General features: G+C 51.9%; 13 protein-coding genes. All 13 read left to right on the top strand.

Annotated elements, in window-relative coordinates; genetic code table 11:
* The first annotated feature begins 5 nt into the window (after positions 1–5).
* The 13 genes from PXY01_RS10970 (at position 6) to PXY01_RS11020 (ending at position 16,803) form a co-directional block, all read left to right on the top strand.
* Positions 6–905 (top strand): cation diffusion facilitator family transporter, encoded by a 900-nt coding sequence (locus PXY01_RS10970; protein ID WP_127569897.1) that lies wholly within the window; start codon positions 6–8, stop codon positions 903–905.
* A 43-nt stretch (positions 906–948) separates the two neighbouring features.
* Complete coding sequence (gene recJ, locus PXY01_RS10975) at positions 949–3,348, top strand: single-stranded-DNA-specific exonuclease RecJ (protein ID WP_127569898.1); 2,400 nt, start codon at positions 949–951, stop codon at positions 3,346–3,348.
* Complete coding sequence (locus PXY01_RS10980) at positions 3,345–3,860, top strand: adenine phosphoribosyltransferase (protein ID WP_246027873.1); 516 nt, start codon at positions 3,345–3,347, stop codon at positions 3,858–3,860. Before recJ ends, PXY01_RS10980 begins: the two co-directional genes overlap by 4 nt.
* Positions 3,861–4,104: 244 nt before the next feature.
* Positions 4,105–6,291 (top strand): RelA/SpoT family protein, encoded by a 2,187-nt coding sequence (locus tag PXY01_RS10985; protein WP_127569900.1) that lies wholly within the window; start codon positions 4,105–4,107, stop codon positions 6,289–6,291.
* Positions 6,292–6,310: 19 nt separating this feature from the next.
* Positions 6,311–6,757 carry a D-aminoacyl-tRNA deacylase gene (gene dtd / locus PXY01_RS10990; protein ID WP_127569901.1) on the top strand — a complete coding sequence of 149 codons (447 nt, stop codon included), beginning with the start codon at positions 6,311–6,313 and terminating at the stop codon, positions 6,755–6,757.
* A 105-nt stretch (positions 6,758–6,862) separates the two neighbouring features.
* Positions 6,863–7,039, top strand: coding sequence for a hypothetical protein (locus PXY01_RS22335; RefSeq protein ID WP_164744381.1), 177 nt, complete (start codon positions 6,863–6,865; stop codon positions 7,037–7,039).
* A 303-nt stretch (positions 7,040–7,342) separates the two neighbouring features.
* Positions 7,343–7,489, top strand: coding sequence for a hypothetical protein (locus PXY01_RS22340; protein WP_164744382.1), 147 nt, complete (start codon positions 7,343–7,345; stop codon positions 7,487–7,489).
* A gap of 199 nt (positions 7,490–7,688) precedes the next feature.
* Positions 7,689–8,942, top strand: coding sequence for a histidine--tRNA ligase (gene hisS / locus PXY01_RS10995; protein ID WP_127569902.1), 1,254 nt, complete (start codon positions 7,689–7,691; stop codon positions 8,940–8,942).
* A 50-nt stretch (positions 8,943–8,992) separates the two neighbouring features.
* Positions 8,993–10,798 (top strand): aspartate--tRNA ligase, encoded by a 1,806-nt coding sequence (gene aspS / locus PXY01_RS11000; RefSeq protein WP_127569903.1) that lies wholly within the window; start codon positions 8,993–8,995, stop codon positions 10,796–10,798.
* 171 nt (positions 10,799–10,969) lie between these two features.
* Positions 10,970–11,719 (top strand): tRNA threonylcarbamoyladenosine dehydratase, encoded by a 750-nt coding sequence (locus tag PXY01_RS11005; protein WP_127569904.1) that lies wholly within the window; start codon positions 10,970–10,972, stop codon positions 11,717–11,719.
* Positions 11,720–12,047: 328 nt separating this feature from the next.
* On the top strand, positions 12,048–13,373 hold the full coding sequence (locus tag PXY01_RS11010) for a replication-associated recombination protein A (RefSeq protein WP_127569905.1): 1,326 nt from the start codon (positions 12,048–12,050) through the stop codon (positions 13,371–13,373).
* Between the two features lie 369 nt (positions 13,374–13,742).
* Positions 13,743–15,083 (top strand): Nramp family divalent metal transporter, encoded by a 1,341-nt coding sequence (locus PXY01_RS11015; RefSeq protein ID WP_127570006.1) that lies wholly within the window; start codon positions 13,743–13,745, stop codon positions 15,081–15,083.
* A gap of 328 nt (positions 15,084–15,411) precedes the next feature.
* The gene (locus PXY01_RS11020) at positions 15,412–16,803 is read left to right on the top strand and encodes a hemolysin family protein (protein WP_127569906.1); all 1,392 of its coding nucleotides are present in this window, start codon (positions 15,412–15,414) and stop codon (positions 16,801–16,803) included.
* Positions 16,804–16,861: the final 58 nt, after the last annotated feature.

A 16,861-nucleotide genomic window follows, 5' to 3' on the forward strand; every position in this document is an offset into this window, starting at 1 on the left:
CTGGCATGAGCGCTAATCGATTATCAGACAAGCGGTTCTCTGCGATGCATGCAGGGATATGGGGTAATGGAGCATTGGCGCTTGGTAAGGCGGCTGTAGCGCTTTTATCGGGAAGCACGGCATTAATGGCAGATTCCATTCGGTCTATCGCCGGATGTGCTGAATCGCTTGCAGGCGGATTTCAAGCCGATGAGAGCAGATTGCGCGGAAGTAAGAAGTCGCGTGATAACAACGGTGCAGCCGCTGTTATAATCGTATCTGCGATTACGTTGCTGCTGGGCGTCGAGATTGGTCTCGAAGCGATACGCAGCTTGCGTAACGATTCCGTACCAGTTCCGGATTGGACGGCTGCAGCGTTCGCCGCAGCTGCGCTGCTGTTAAAAGAGTGGCTGCTGCCGTCGCACGGACGACAGCTGTTCGACAGGATCGCCTCCATCGTTACGATTATCGGTGCAGGCGGTTCGGCGTACAGCCGCTATGCTAATGCTCCGCTGTTGGAATCAGCTGATTGTTGTGCAGCTATTGTCGTTGCATTAATTGTTGTGTATAAAGGATACGGCTGCTTGCTGCAGCTTACGACGCACAAGCGTCAATCGATCGGAGCAGAGGAACAGGCATCTGAGCTTATGGAAATTATTCAGCGCGTAGAAGGCGTTGTAACGGTCGAATCGCTTCGTGCCCGTGAGCATGGACATTATATTGTCGTTCAAATTGTTATAAGCGTAAATCCGCGCATATCTGTGCTGGAGGGCCACGAAATTGCAAAACGGGTAAAAGAGCTCATTATGAAACGGTATATTCACGTCACCGAGGCAACCGTACATGTTGAGCCGTACGATCCAGGCTATCCGTACAAATCGAATCATGATCCGAATCAAGAACATATGCCGACGCTGCTGCAGTAGCCGCAGCGTCTTTCATTGTGTAAGAACAGGAGGCATTACGCCGATGATCGAGTCCAGAACGAGGTGGTCTCACCCGGAATGGGATGAACGCCGGGAACAGGCGGCGGCCGCTATTATGCAGTCGCTTAAGCTTCCGCCGCTCGTCGCCAAGCTATTGGTCGGCCGCGGCGTCGAGACGGCAGAGGAAGCCTCCGCTTTTTTGCACGGCGGAATTGAGCAACTGCATGATCCGTATAAGCTGGCCGGTATGGAATTAGCGGTGCAGCGTATCCGCCGGGCGTTGGAGAAGCAAGAGCGCATTCGGATATACGGGGATTATGATGCCGATGGTGTATCCAGTACGTCCTTAATGATCCACTTGTTGAAACAACTCGGTGCAGATTACGATTATTATATTCCACATCGTACTCGAGAAGGCTATGGAATGAATCGAGCGGCAGTTGAGCTTGCCGCTGAAGCAGGCGTCTCGTTGATCGTCACGGTCGACACGGGTATTAGTGCCGTGGACGAGATTGAATATGCGAGTACTTTAGGTATTGATGTCGTCGTAACCGATCACCACGAACCGCCAGAGAAGCTGCCGGACGCTTATGCAATCGTCAATCCGAAGCAGCCGGGATGCTCTTACCCCTATAAGTCGCTTGCGGGAGTCGGTGTGGCATTCAAGCTGGCGACGGCACTATTGGGAAGACCACCTGTCGAGTGGGCCGATATCGCAGCGCTTGGCACGATTGCCGACGTAATGCCGTTGACCGGAGAGAACCGAGTGCTTGTCAAGCTGGGCTTACAGAAGATGGCGTTCGGCGCTCGTCCGGGCTTTGTATCATTAGCTGAAATAGCTGGAGTCGATATTGCGCGTATCACAGCAACGAATGTTGCCTTCGCAATGGCACCGAGAATCAACGCTAGCGGTAGGCTGGATCATGCAGATGGAGCGGTGCAGCTGCTTACGACCTCCGATCGTGAATCGGCTGATCGGCTTGCTGCAAGATTGGATACTCTTAACCGTGAACGTCAGCTCATTGTAGAGCAAATCGTCGAGGAGGCGATGCGCCAGTGGTCGGATAAATGTACAGCTGCGGCCGCGGCAGGTAAGCCGGAGCCATCCGTCATCGTTGTTGCCGGCGAAGGCTGGAATGCCGGCGTCATCGGTATCGTCGCTTCCAAGCTGCTAGAACGGCACTATAAACCGACCGTCGTATTAGGCATTGACTCGGAGACCGGAATGTGTAAAGGCTCAGCACGTTCAATAGACGGCTTTGATTTGCATGCCGCCCTGACGGAATGTGAAGAGCTCTTTGAGCATTTCGGAGGACATCAGGCGGCAGCAGGCATGAGTCTGCACCGTGATCGACTGGAGGAGCTTGAGGCTAGTCTAGTGCGGTCTGCAGATGCATGGCTGACGCCGGACGATTGGATTCCGAGAACGACAATTGATATCGTGTGCGAGCTGAACGAACTGACACTTGAGACGATTGATCAGCTGGCAATGCTCGAGCCGTTCGGTGCAGGCAACCCTGCTCCGCGCATTATGATTGCTACACAGCCGATTGTCGACAAGCGAACGATGGGCAAGGATAACCGTCATCTCCGGTTGACCGTTGGGAGCGGCCGAGGCCGTATCGAAGCTGTCGGGTTCGGCTTCGGCGAGTTAGCGGAGCGAATTTCTCATGGCGCTGCGGTTGATTTGCTTGGCGAGTTGTCAGTTAACGAATGGAACGGCAGCCGGAAGCCCCAATTGATGCTGCAGGATCTGCGTATTGATCAGCTTCAGCTATTCGACTGGCGCGAGGAACGAGAGCCGCACGCTCTGCTTCGGCAGCTGCTTGAAGCTTCAAGCAGGAGCGGCCGGCCGGTAGCGATTGTAACGGCGGCAGAGTCTGTCAGTGAAACGGCTGCGGCTTGTGCTAGAATAGATACTGGTAGTGAAGGGTATACATTGTGGCAGTATGGTGGTACGCCTCCTGATGACTGTGCGCGATATCGCGAGCTTATCGTATACGGTACTCCACCGTCCGCGAGCAGCTTGCTCTCGGCGGTGAAGTTGCTGCCTGAAATAAAGGCGATACATTTACTCTATCCCATGAAGCCGCAGAGCAATCGAACCGGCAGGAATGGTTTTCCCGATCGAGCCGATTTCGGAGTGGTCTACCAAGCGCTGAGAAGAATGAGGAGAGCTCCAGAGCGAGGGCTTCCAGAGCGGCTGGCCGAGCTAAGCGGCTGGCCGCCGGAAACAATGACAATGATGCTCAGTGTATTCGAGGAATTATTATTTATACGCAGAGAAGACGGTATCGTGACGGTCGTGGAATCACCGGCCAAGACAGAGCTGTCTGCGTCTACGATATATCGGCAGTCGCAGCAGGAAGCAGCTATGAACGGTATCATTTATGATTCTATAGAGTCATTTGCTCAGTATGTTACGAAAGGGAGATTGATGTGACCAATTTTAAAGACCATATTCGTGTTATTCTAGATTACCCGCAGCCGGGTATCCGCTTCAAGGACATTACGACCCTGCTCCAGAACGGACCAGTATACCGACAAGCGATCGATGCGATGAAAGCAGCAGTCCAGCATAAGGAGATTGATGTTGTGGCAGGTCCGGAAGCGCGCGGTTTCGTTGTCGGCGCTCCGCTGGCTCTCGCGCTGGGCGTAGGCTTCGTGCCGATCCGGAAGCCCGGCAAGCTGCCTTATGATACGATTCAGGCCAGCTATGATCTTGAATATGGCAAAGACAGCCTTGCGATTCATAAAGATGCGATCAAACCAGGACAGCGAGTACTTATTGCGGATGATCTGCTTGCGACAGGCGGTACGATCGCAACGACGATCAACCTGATCCGCCAACTGGGCGGCGAGGTTGTTGGCGCGTCTTTCTTGATTGAGCTTGGCTATTTGCCAGGCCGCGAAAAGCTCCAAGGTATCGAGGTCAATTCTCTCATCACGTATTAATTTAAAGATTGGCCCGTAAACGCGAAAAAGCGGTTGCGGGCTTTTTGAATCGATTAGAGTCAATTTTATCTGCTTGCCTTACTCTGCCGGTATCGTTCTAGAGTTGACGCAGCGCATACATAGAAGGCATAATAGCTTTAATCCATTAATGTTATGGAATTAGCGGGTACGGTAGTAAGTTTGAATAGGTAAACGGGTGCGTTAGACGAAGACGTAAGCGGCTCGTTTCGGAAAGGGACGTTGCATGGGCATAGAGCAGTTACTTGAAAAGGCATCGACCTATATGAAGGAACAGGATCTGCTGCGCGTGCGCGAAGCGTACGAATTTGCGGAGCAGGCGCATTACGGCCAAGTCCGCAAATCGGGTGAGCCGTATATTCTGCATCCTGTTGCCGTAGCCGATATTCTTGTCGACATGCAGATGGACGTCATGTCGATTATTGCGGCTTTGCTTCATGACGTTGTTGAAGATACGACAGTAGATCTTGAAGCGGTCCGGACCCGTTTCGGCGATACATGCGCGATGCTTGTCGACGGATTGACCAAGCTGGAGAAAATTAAATTCCGGTCTAAGGAAGAGCAGCAGAATGAGAACTACCGTAAAATGTTCGTCGCAATGGCACAGGACATTCGGGTCATTCTAATTAAGCTGGCGGACCGGCTTCATAATATGCGTACGCTGAAGTTTCAATCGGAGGAAGCGCAGCGCCGCATTGCTTACGAGACTCTCGAAATATTTTGTCCAATTGCTCATCGGCTCGGGATCAGTGCGATCAAGTGGGAGATGGAGGACATTGCGCTTCGTTACTTGAATCCGCAGCAGTACTACCGGATTGCGAATCTGATGAAGAAGAAGCGGACTGAGCGGGAGCAGTATATTGCAGAAGTAATCGGGCGAATCCAGGAGAAGCTCGATGAGATGGGCATTGAGGGCGATATATCGGGACGGCCGAAGCATATATACAGTATTTATAAGAAAATGACTATGAAAAACAAGCAGTTCAACGAAATTTATGACCTGCTTGCCATTCGTATTATTGTGGACAATATTAAAGATTGTTACGCAACGCTCGGAATCATCCATACTCTCTGGCGCCCGATGCCCGGCCGCTTTAAAGACTACATCGCAATGCCGAAGGCTAATATGTATCAGTCGCTTCATACGACGGTTATCGGACAGAATGGCGAGCCGACCGAGGTGCAAATCCGTACGTGGGACATGCATCGGACGAGCGAGTACGGCGTAGCAGCACACTGGGCTTACAAGGAAGGCGGCAACCATGTCGTCGCCAGCGGCAATTTTGAAGATAAAATGTCGTGGTTCCGTGAAATATTGGAGCTTCAGCAGGATGCGAAGGATGCCTCGGAGTTTGTTGAATCGCTTAAGATGGACTTCTTCTCCGACCTCGTGTTTGTGTTCACGCCGAAGGGGGAAGTGTTCGAGCTGCCGGCAGGCTCTGTGCCGCTAGATTTCGCTTATCGCATCCATACCGAGGTTGGCAACCGGACCATTGGCGCGAAGGTGAACGGACGTATCGTGCCGCTCGACCATAAGCTGAAGACGGGTGATATTGTTGAAATATTAACGTCCAAGCACTCGTATGGACCGAGTCAGGACTGGATCAAAATTGCACAGTCATCGCACGCCCGCAGCAAGATTAAGCAATGGTTCAAGAAAGAGAAGCGTGAAGAGAACGTCTCTAAGGGACGCGAGCTGCTTGAGCGTGAGATTAAACGTCTCGGTCTGGAGGCTTCAGTCTGGCTGACTGACGATAAGCTGCAGGAGGTTGCGACGAAGTTCACGTTCAATGATGTAGAGGATATGCTGTCAGCGATCGGCTTTAATGGGATTACAGCTGCACAGGTATGCTCCAAGCTGACGGAGCGTCTCCGCAAGGAGGCTGAGGAAGCGAGCCTTATTGAGCTGACGAGCGAGCCGCGTGAGATGAAGACGCCGGGTGCTAATAAGAAACGGCCGAATTACGGGGTTACCGTCAAAGGCATTGACAACCTGCTCGTTCGGTTCGCCCGCTGCTGTAACCCGGTGCCTGGAGACGAGATTATCGGCTACATTACGAGGGGACGAGGCGTGTCCGTACATCGGCTGGATTGTACGAATATACCAGTGAGCGGTGAAGGTGAAGAGGCAGAACGTGTAATTGAGGTCGAATGGGAAGATTCGATTGAAGCGAACTACAGCGTTGATATCGAGATTACCGGTCATGATCGCAGAGGTGTATTGAACGAGGTGCTGCAGGCGGTGTCCGAGAGTAAGACGAACATCTCGGCGGTGACGAGCCGCGCCGTCAAGAATAAGATGGCGATGATTCATATGACGATTCTGATTCGCAATGTGCAGCATTTGGAATCGGTAGTCGAGAAGATTAAACGAGTGAAAGATATTTATTCTGTACAGAGGATTATGCAATAGCGGTAAGTGAGGGCTGAATGTGAGAGTTGTTGTGCAGCGAAGCAAGCGCGCCTCGGTTGAAGTGGAAGGCAGCGTTGTCGGCGAGATTGAACAAGGGCTCGTGCTGCTCGTCGGCGTAACACATGAGGATACGGAGGCGGACGCCAAGTGGCTTGCGGATAAGGTTGCAGGCTTGCGTATTTTCGAAGATGAGTCCGGCAAAATGAATCTTTCCGTTCAGGATGTCGGCGGTGATATTTTGTCGATTTCGCAATTTACGCTGTATGGGGATTGCCGTAAGGGCAAGCGTCCGAACTTTATGACCGCAGCACGGCCGGAGCCGGCAGAAGCGTTGTATAACCGGTTCAATGAGCTGTTGCAGGCTTCAGGATTGCGCGTTGCGACCGGTGTATTCGGGGCAATGATGGACGTATCCCTTATCAATTGGGGCCCGGTTACGCTTATATTGGACAGCCGAAGCGAGTAGCTTCGGCTGTTTTGCTGTTTACGAATAGAATAGATGCTCAAAATTCGGAAACACTATCGGTAGAGTACACGTGCGTAACTACTTAACCGGATAGGAGTGTATCCGATGCATCAATCGCGTAAGGAGCAGAGTATTCAGCGGGCATCTAACAGGCTGCTGTCGGCTGACCGTAAGGAAGCGATGCTGCTCGATGAGTGGGAGGACGAGATGGAGGCCGCCGCCGAATGGGCGTACGGCACGATGCCGGCGAGGCGTCATGGCAGGGAGCAAGGATCCGAATAAAGCTGTGAGGTAGACTCATATACCGGATGAACGGCTGCTCATTCGGATATTAAACGTTTACATAAGTAAACGCTTTATTTATTGTAATCTGTTTGTAATCCGATTATCATCTTGTTTTAACATGACCGGTCTATACTAGATCTCGACCCCCTTTTTAATAATATATTTGGATAGCCTGCAGATTGGTGCTGCAGGCTTTTTTCTGTCCTTAGGGTGAGCAATTTGTGGCTTGACTTCGGATGCAGGTACGAGTAAAATTTAAAGGAATAAGTGGTCGATTCGATGATGGGATAGAGTACCCTCGTGCACGTATACAGAGAGAGACGTCTAGGCTGGAAGCGTCTTTATGATGGCGGTGGGGAAGGACTTCCCGGAGAACGTGCGGTGAACGGACGGATGGTAGCAGCGGCTTCAGTAGAGGCTGTAAGCATGAGACACCGTCATCATTAGCCGTAGCGCGTGTAACGGGCGTTAACCGTTTGAAGCGGTTCTGCTGATCGAACAGATGTTAAGCTGTTACGATGCAGACGGGACCGGAATGTGGGTGGCACCACGGGAGAAGCAGCAATCTCTCGTCCCTGACAGATCGGGCAATCGATCTTCAGGGACGGGAGTTTTTTTATTATTGAACAGAATCAGGGGGATTGACATGGCATTCCAGAAACCGCCGGGAACGCAGGACTTTCTGCCAGGCGCTGTAGAGCGTTGGCAGTTCGTTGAGAGCAAAGCGCGCGATATATGCCGCCGCTTCAATTTCCGCGAAATCCGGACGCCGATCTTCGAAGCGACCGAGCTGTTCCAGCGGGGCGTCGGCGAGACGACGGATATCGTCGAGAAAGAAATGTATACGTTCACCGATCGAGGCGACCGCAGCTTGACGCTCCGCCCAGAAGGAACCGCTGGCGCTGTTCGTGCCTTCGTAGAGAATAAACTGTACGGCGAGCCGGATTTGACGAAGCTGTACTATATCGGTCCGATGTTCCGTTATGAACGTGCGCAGGCGGGACGGTACCGTCAATTTCATCAGTTCGGTATCGAGGCGCTCGGTGCAGTAGATCCAGCGCTGGATGCAGAGGTCATTGCGCTCGGTTATACGTTCTATACGGAGGTTGGCTTGAAGGGCGTTCGCGTCGAAATTAACTCCGTCGGTACGCCGTCCGTACGCTCCGCATTCCGCGAGCGGCTGCTTGCATTCTTGGAGCCGAAGCGCGGCGTGCTGTGCAAGGATTGCCAGTCGCGTATAGATCGCAATCCGCTGCGTGTGCTTGACTGTAAGGTAGACCAAGCTCATTTCGAAGGTGCGCCGTCTATTGTGGACAGCCTTGATGAGGAGTGCCGGACGCATTTTGAGAAGCTGCAAGCTTATTTGACCGATATGAAAATTCCGTTCTCGGTTAATCCACGACTCGTTCGCGGTCTCGATTATTACACGCATACGGCGTTCGAGTACAAGGCGGAAGGCATTGGAGCAATTGATACGATCGGCGGCGGCGGCCGTTATAACGGCTTAGTCGCAGAGATCGGCGGTCCGGATCAGCCTGGCGTCGGTCTCGGGTTAGGTCTTGAGCGAACGGTTATGCTGCTTGAGCATCAGCAGGCGGAGCTGCCGAATTTGCATGCCATTGATGCTTACGTCATTGCGCTTGGCGAAGCGGCAGAACGGGAAACAGCGAAGCTTATTCACCAGCTGCGGCTCGAAGGGCTGGCTGTCGAGCGCGATTACCAGGGCCGTAAAATGAAGGCACAGATGAAATCGGCCGACCGGCTGCAGGCCCGCTATACGGTCATTCTCGGCGATGATGAGCTGGCCCGTGGGGAAATCGCTTTGAAGCATATGGCGACAGGCGAGCAGCGGTTCGTTGCGCTTCACGAGCTGGCGGACGAGATTAAAAGCAGCAAGTAAATAAGAAAAGTAAAGTATTCTAACATTTTTATAGAGGAGAATGATTGACCATGATGTTGAAAACTCATTCCTGCGGCACGTTAACGAAAGCCGATGTCGGCCAAGTCGTTACGCTAAACGGCTGGGTACAGCGCCGTCGCGACCTTGGCGGCGTATTGTTCATCGACCTGCGTGACCGTACGGGTCTCGTTCAAATCGTATTTAATCCAGATTTCTCTGGAGCAGCACTCGAAATCGCCGATCGGGCGCGCAACGAGTATGTGCTTGCCGTTAGCGGCAAAGTGGTTGAGCGCGATCCAGAAACGTTCAACCCGAACATTCCGACAGGCGAGATTGAAATCCGCGTTACAGAAATCGAAATTTTGAACACAGCGAAGACGCCGCCGTTCCCAATCGAGGATGGCGTTGAGGTTGACGAGCCAATTCGTCTGAAGCACCGTTATCTCGACCTGCGCCGTCCGGAGATGCAGCGTACGATGCTGCTCCGTTCGAAGACGACGAAGGTGTTCCGCGACTTCCTTGACTCTGAAGGCTTCCTCGACGTAGAAACGCCGATTCTGACGAGAAGTTCACCGGAAGGTGCACGCGATTATCTCGTGCCGAGCCGCGTTCATCCGGAGGAGTTCTATGCGCTTCCGCAATCTCCACAGCTGTTCAAGCAGCTGCTGATGGTTGGTGGATTGGAGCGTTACTACCAAGTTGCTCGCTGCTTCCGCGACGAGGATCTTCGCGCTGATCGTCAGCCGGAGTTCACGCAGGTGGACATTGAGACGTCGTTCATGTCACGGGATCAGCTGCTCGAGATGATGGAGCGATTGATGGCTCGTATTTTCCGCGAGACGATCGGCGTTGAAATTCCATTGCCGTTCCAACGCATTACGTATGCTGAAGCGATGGACAAATATGGTTCTGACAAGCCGGACCTTCGTTTCGATCTCGAAATTAAGAATATTACGGACATTGTTGCAAGCAGCGACGTGAAAGTATTCGCATCCGTAGCAGCATCCGGCGGCGTCGTTAAAGCGCTGAATGCCAAGGGCTGCGCGAGCTGGAGCCGCAAGGAGCTTGACGACCTGCAGCCATTCGCAGCCCGTTACGGAGGTAAAGGTCTAGCCTGGATTACGGTGAAGGACGGCGAATGGAGAGGTCCGATCGTGAAGTTCCTGAAGCCGGAAGAAATCGAAGCGTTGACGGAGCGTCTGGGTGTCGAGGAAGGAGACCTGCTGACGTTCTCGGCTGACAAGCCGAAGGTTGTCGCTGACGTGCTTGGCAATCTGCGTCTGAAGCTTGGCCGTGACCTTGGCCTTATCGACGATTCGAAGTTCAAGTTCCTGTGGGTTGTGGACTTCCCGCTGCTCGAGTGGGACGAAGAGGAGAAGCGTTATGTGGCGATGCACCATCCGTTCACGCGTCCGAACGACGATGACCTCGCACTGCTTGAGACAGATCCAGGCAAAGTGCGCGCACAAGCGTATGACATCGTGCTTAACGGTTATGAGATCGGCGGCGGCTCGATGCGGATTTATAAGCGTGATGTGCAGGAGCTTATGTTCAAGACGCTTGGCTTTACGATGGAGCAGGCCTATGAACAGTTCGGATATTTGCTCGAAGCGTTCGAGTACGGCACTCCTCCGCACGGCGGTATTGCGTTCGGCCTAGACCGTCTTGTCATGCTGCTGGCGGGTCGTTCGAACCTGCGCGAGACGATCGCGTTCCCTAAAACAGCTAGCGCAACCGACGTTATGGTTGGTGCTCCGTCTCAGGTCGAGTTGTCTCAGCTCGAGCAGCTGCACGTCCGTACCGTGCCGAAGCCTAGCGCGAAGCCTGCAGCAGCAGCCGGCGCGCCGAAAGCATAAGGCTGCGCTTCTACTGGTAGCCGATGTCGCCTGCTTGGATGAAGGCGGCAGCTGCCTTCAAGCGAAGTATTACGTCCGGCGTTCGAGGCTGCTGCATCTTGCAGGCAGCATAGCGCCGGACATTTTTCCATAAATACGACCTATCCTGCATAAGTATGAGGAGGCCTGATTATGCTGCACCAATTCTCGCGTACGGAGCTGGCCATCGGTCCGGAAGGACTTGAAGTGCTGAAAGGAAGCACGGTGGCGGTGCTCGGTATTGGCGGCGTCGGCTCGATCGCGGCGGAAGCGCTGGCGCGTACGGGCGTCGGCCGTATCATTTTGATCGATAAAGATGTCGTAGACATTACGAATATTAACCGACAGATTCATGCGTTGACGACGACGGTCGGTCAGCCGAAGGCGGACTTGATGCGTGATCGGATCAAGCTGATTAATCCGGAATGTGATGCGGTAGCGCTTCGCATGTTCTATACGGAGGAGACGTACGAGAAGCTGTTCGAATATAAACTGGACTATGTGCTTGATGCTTCAGATACGATCGGGTACAAGGTCCATCTGATCAAGCAGTGCCTGGAGCGTAATATTCCAGTCATCTCCAGCATGGGTGCAGCGAACAAAATGGACCCGACGAAGTTCCAGGTCGTCGATATTAGCAAGACGCATACCGATCCGATTGCACGCGTTGTACGTCAGAAGCTGCGTAAGGATGGGATTAAGAAAGGCGTGAAGGTTGTCTTCTCGTCGGAGGAGCCAATGAAGCCGCGTGAGGACGTAACGCAGCGGATCGTGCCGGAGAATGCGCCAGAAATTCGCAAGGCGCAGCAGCCGCCTGCAAGTAACGCGTTCGTGCCGCCGGTGGCCGGCTTGATTATGGTCAGCGTCTGCATTAAGGAGCTGCTGGAAGCGAAACCCAAATAGCAGAAGCGAGGGCGGCAGGTGTGTAATGACGGCAGATAACGCGCTCAAGATGGTTCGGCTTACAAAAGGCATGAAGGCAGCGGTTCTGTAGGCCCGTCGCCAGAGTGAGCAGAACTGAGTTGACGCAAGCGCTGAGAAGCTGTCGTTCAGCCTGAAGCTGCCTAGCGATAAATGATATAAAGCTGACCGATATGCCTATTGGTAATCGGTCAGCTTTTTCTTCAATTAGAGAGTGATGAACGGTTTTCTTAGTCGAACAAATGTGCGGGCCATTGGCTGATGTGCTAAAATAAAGATTAGGATATGGAACGAAGGAGCTGCAGCCATCATGGATTTATTCAGCTATGGCGAGGAGCAGACGCCGAGGGCGAGGCTGCTTGCGGATCGAATGCGTCCCGAGACGTTGGACGAATATATTGGGCAGGAGCATATCGTAGGACCAGGTAAGCTGCTTAGGCGTGCGATTGAGGGCGATCGGGTATCGTCGATTATATTGTACGGTCCGCCCGGATGCGGCAAAACGACGCTGGCACACATTATTTCGCGTCGTACAGAAGCTGAATTCGTAAAGCTGAATGCTGTCGATGCATCGGTTAAAGATGTGCGGGACGTTATCGACCGGGCGAAGTCATCGAAGTCGCTGTACGGGCGTAAGACGATCTTGTTTCTGGACGAGGTGCATCGTTTCAACTCCTCCCGGCAGGACGCGCTATTGCCAGCAGTAGAGCAGGGAATTATTATCTTTATCGGTGCAACGACGGAGAATCCGTTTCATTATGTGAATGGTGCATTATTGTCCCGGTCTACGTTGTTTCAGCTGGAGCCGCTTACGAAGAAGCATGCCCGCGAAGCGATGCTCCGAGCATTGGCCGACGAAGGACGAGGGCTCGGCTTTATGAAGCTGAAGGTAGACGAGGATGCGCTTGAGCATATTGCCCAGACGGCCGGGGGAGACATCCGACGGGCGCTGAATGCGCTGGAGCTAGCAGCCGTCACGACGCCGTCTGAGCCAGACGGTTCCGTACATCTTACTCTAGAAGTTGCGCAGGAATCGGTGCGCAAGCCAATCGCGAAGGCGGATGAGTCGACGCAATACGACGTGCTTTCCGCCTTTCATAAAAGTGTCCGTGGATCGAGCGACGCTGCATTATTCTGGTTTCTGTATGCTGTCGAGAAGCTTGGCATGGAGCCGATGACGTTCATCCGCCGTCTTATTGTTGCATGCAGTGAGGACATAGGTCTTGCGAATCCGCAAGCGATGGTGCAGGCGACAACAGCGCTGGAGGCTTATCGGAAGATTGGCTGGCCGGAGGCCAAATACAATATCGCGCAGGCCATTCTGTTCGCGGTCGAAAGTCCGAAGTCGAATGCAACGGCGGTTGCGATTAGTAAAGCGATGGGCATCATCGAACAGTCGGGAACGCTGGAAGTTCCGCTTCATTTGCGAGATGCGCATTACAAAGGAGCCGTTAAGCTCGGGCATGTCGGCTATCAATATCCGCATGATTTCCCGGGAAATTATGTAACCCAGCAATACTTGCCGGATTCTCTACATGGGCAGCATTTCTACGAGGCTTCTGAGCAGGGGATGGAGGATAAAATCCGCCAGAATCAACAGCTTAGACGTAATAAGGATAAGCGGGCGAAGAAATAAATGAATAAGGCTGGATTACAAGACAGCATCGGGAAACCGTGCTGTTTTTTTTGTTATCCATGATCTACATTGAGATTCAGGCCCTTCATTTGGAAGAGTAAGGGCTGAAGAAATCGGTACACTAGCAGGTAGTGGACATTAATCTACTCATATATGCTCGAAATTATGTTAGTCCCAAAAAAGTTGCAATTGACAAACTTTTTTGGCAATGTACAATGAAATTAGGCACATTACTGTATTTCGAGGCATACAATGACGACATAGCTTTTTTTTACGATAAAAGTTGACCTAGAGCAAAACCATTTGCCTAGTACAAAAACTAGCATCTTATAAGAGATGAGGTGATTCATCTTGAATAAAGAATCCAGAATGGTCATACACAAGCAGGGCTGGAACCGCGAGCAGGATGCCGTTAGTCTTCCTGAAGTGCATCGTTCCATGAAAATTCCGAAGACCGGATCTTGGTTCCGCAAATTTCTTGCGTTTGCCGGTCCCGGTTACCTCGTCGCGGTTGGATATATGGATCCCGGAAACTGGGCTACCGATATTGCCGGCGGCTCGATGTTCGGTTATTCACTGCTCTTCATTATTTTGCTGTCGAATGTGATGGCCATGCTGCTTCAGGGGCTCGCCGGGAAGCTTGGCATTGTCACGGGAAGAGACTTAGCGCAAGCGTGCCGGGATCATTACAGTAAGCCTGTGGCCGTTGCACTATGGGTGCTGTGCGAGCTTGCTATTGCTGCCTGCGACTTGGCGGAGGTGCTCGGTACAGCTATTGCGCTTAATTTGCTGTTCGGCATTCCGATCATATACGGCGTTCTTATTACGGTTATTGACGTTTTTCTCGTGCTGCTGCTGCAGAACAAAGGGTTCCGGTATATCGAAGCGCTTGTCATTACGCTTATCGGAACTATCGGTGTTTGCTTCTTGATCGTCATAGTGTGGGCGAAGCCGGATGCCGGCGGCATCGTGAACGGATTTTTCGCGCCGAGCACGGAAATATTCACGAATCCAGAAATGCTCTATATCGGCATCGGTATACTCGGAGCAACGGTAATGCCGCATAATCTATACTTGCATTCCTCGATCGTGCAGACGAGGCAGTTCGAGCAGACGCCCCAGGGCAAGCGGCAGGCGATTCGTTATGCGACTGCTGATTCGACCTTCGCATTATCGCTTGCACTGTTCATTAACGCTGCGATATTGATTATTGCTGCAGCAACGTTCCATACGACGGGGAATACAACGATTGCCGAAATCGGCGATGCCTATCATATGCTGGCTCCACTGCTTGGGACGTCAGCGGCAAGCATTCTATTCGGCGTCGCGCTGCTGGCGGCGGGTCAGAATGCGACGCTAACCGGCACACTGGCAGGACAGATTGTGATGGAAGGGTTTCTAAATATTCGTCTGCCGTCTTGGCTGCGCAGACTCATTACCCGTATGATCGCAGTTGTGCCGGCCGTTATCGTCATCGGGATTATGGGCGATTCTGGTACAGCCGATCTGCTAATTTTAAGCCAGGTGATTCTATCGTTGCAGCTCTCTTTTGCTGTTATACCACTTGTGAAGTTCACGAGCGATAAGGCGAAAATGGGGGAGTTTGCGAATAAGCTCTGGCTGCAAATTACAGCATGGACAATAGCTACTATAATTGCTGGTCTAAATATTTATTTACTCGTTCAAACCGTCTTGGACTGGTTCAGCTAAATTATTGTTTTGATAAAAGATAAAAGTCGTACGCTCTTTCGCTGAGTATCCAGCGTTAGCAGCGTCGGCTTTTATTTTTTTCGTCGCTTTATTTTTTGCCTGTTTTTTCGTATAAATCATGCAAATCGGCTTGAATGCGGCCGCATACGTGCGAATCATTGGCATATTAGGGACTCAATCCCGAATAAAGTGGAATACGGACCGATTACAGCGCTTTGCGCTGATGGTACGGTTTGACGCAGCTGTTGTCTATCGACTAAGCTATTGCTATATAATTTGGTAAATTTACGCGATTCGTTCAAAATAAAGGAGGTGCACCTGCCATCGTATGGAGTCTGCATTCGTGCAGCATGCGGTTGGCAGGGATTCGTTGAGCAGTGACCCGTTACCGTTAAGTTTAAAATTGGTACTGGTTGTTTTGTTGGTCATGATGAACGGTTTTTTCGTTGCAGCGGAATTCGCAATGGTTAAAGTAAGGAGCAGTCGCATCGATTCACTCGCCTCCGGCGGTCATCGTCGCGCTCTGTTCGCCACCCATCTGACGAACAATCTCGACGGTTACTTGTCAGCATGTCAGCTTGGAATTACACTGGCTTCGCTCGGACTTGGCTGGATCGGCGAGCCGGCCATCGCTAGCATGCTGGAACGATGGTTCTCACAGCTTGGTTTTCACAGCGAGGTGCTGTCGCACACGGTTGCATTCGCGATTGCTTTCACGTTCATTACCGTGCTTCATATCGTTCTCGGAGAATTGGCGCCGAAGACGATTGCCATTCGGAAATCCGAGAGTGTCACACTGCTTGCGGCTGTACCGCTTGTTATGTTTCACAAAATGATGTATCCGTTCATATGGGTGCTTAACGGCTTGGCTAACCGTCTGTTGAAGCTTGTTGGAGTAGAGCCGGCTTCTGAGCAGGATTCGGCGCATACGGAAGAAGAAATTCGTATTCTCGTTAAGGAGAGTCACAAGAACGGATTGATCGATAACACGGAGCTGACACTTGTCGACAACATTTTTGAGTTCGCGGAGACGAATGCCCGTGAAATTATGATTCCCCGTACAGAAATGGTCTGCTTGTACGTCAACATGTCATTCGAGGAGAATAAGGCGATCGCACTGAAAGAAATGCATACTCGTTACCCGGTATGCGATGGGGATAAGGACAACATTATCGGTTTTGTGCATATTAAGGACATTCTAAAGGTATCTTCGCACGATCTGAACGACATTCGAGCCATAACCCGTCCGATGACAACAGTTCCCGAGTCCATGCAGATCAGCACGCTGCTGAAGCTGATGCAGAAGCGGCGGACTCAGATTGCAATCTTGATTGATGAATATGGCGGCACCTCCGGGCTTGTGACACTTGAAGACATTATGGAGGAGATCGTTGGAGAAATACAGGATGAATTCGATGAAGAGCGTCCTGAGCTGGAGAAGAAAGACGATGATACGTATTCGATTAGCGGCATGATGCTCATCGAAGAGGTAAACAGCTATTTCGGCCTTGAGATTGAGTCGGATGATTATGATACGATAGGCGGGTGGCTGTATTCGCAGATCGAAATTCCTCCTAAGCGCAATCAACAGGTGAGGACGGACGACAATTATGTCTTTATTGTGGAAGAGACCGACCATTTGCGCATATCAAGAATTATAGTCCGAAGGGAGCAGGCTCAGGGAGATGCGCAGCCGTCGCTTGGCGTAGAGCTGGGATAGTTTACGATTGTACTTATTGCATTCATAGACGAAAAGCCGTAGGAGGAAGGCGATAGGC

The sequence above is a fragment of the Paenibacillus xylaniclasticus genome, assembly GCF_004001065.1.
Taxonomy (GTDB): Bacteria; Bacillota; Bacilli; order Paenibacillales; family Paenibacillaceae; genus Paenibacillus_T; species Paenibacillus_T xylaniclasticus.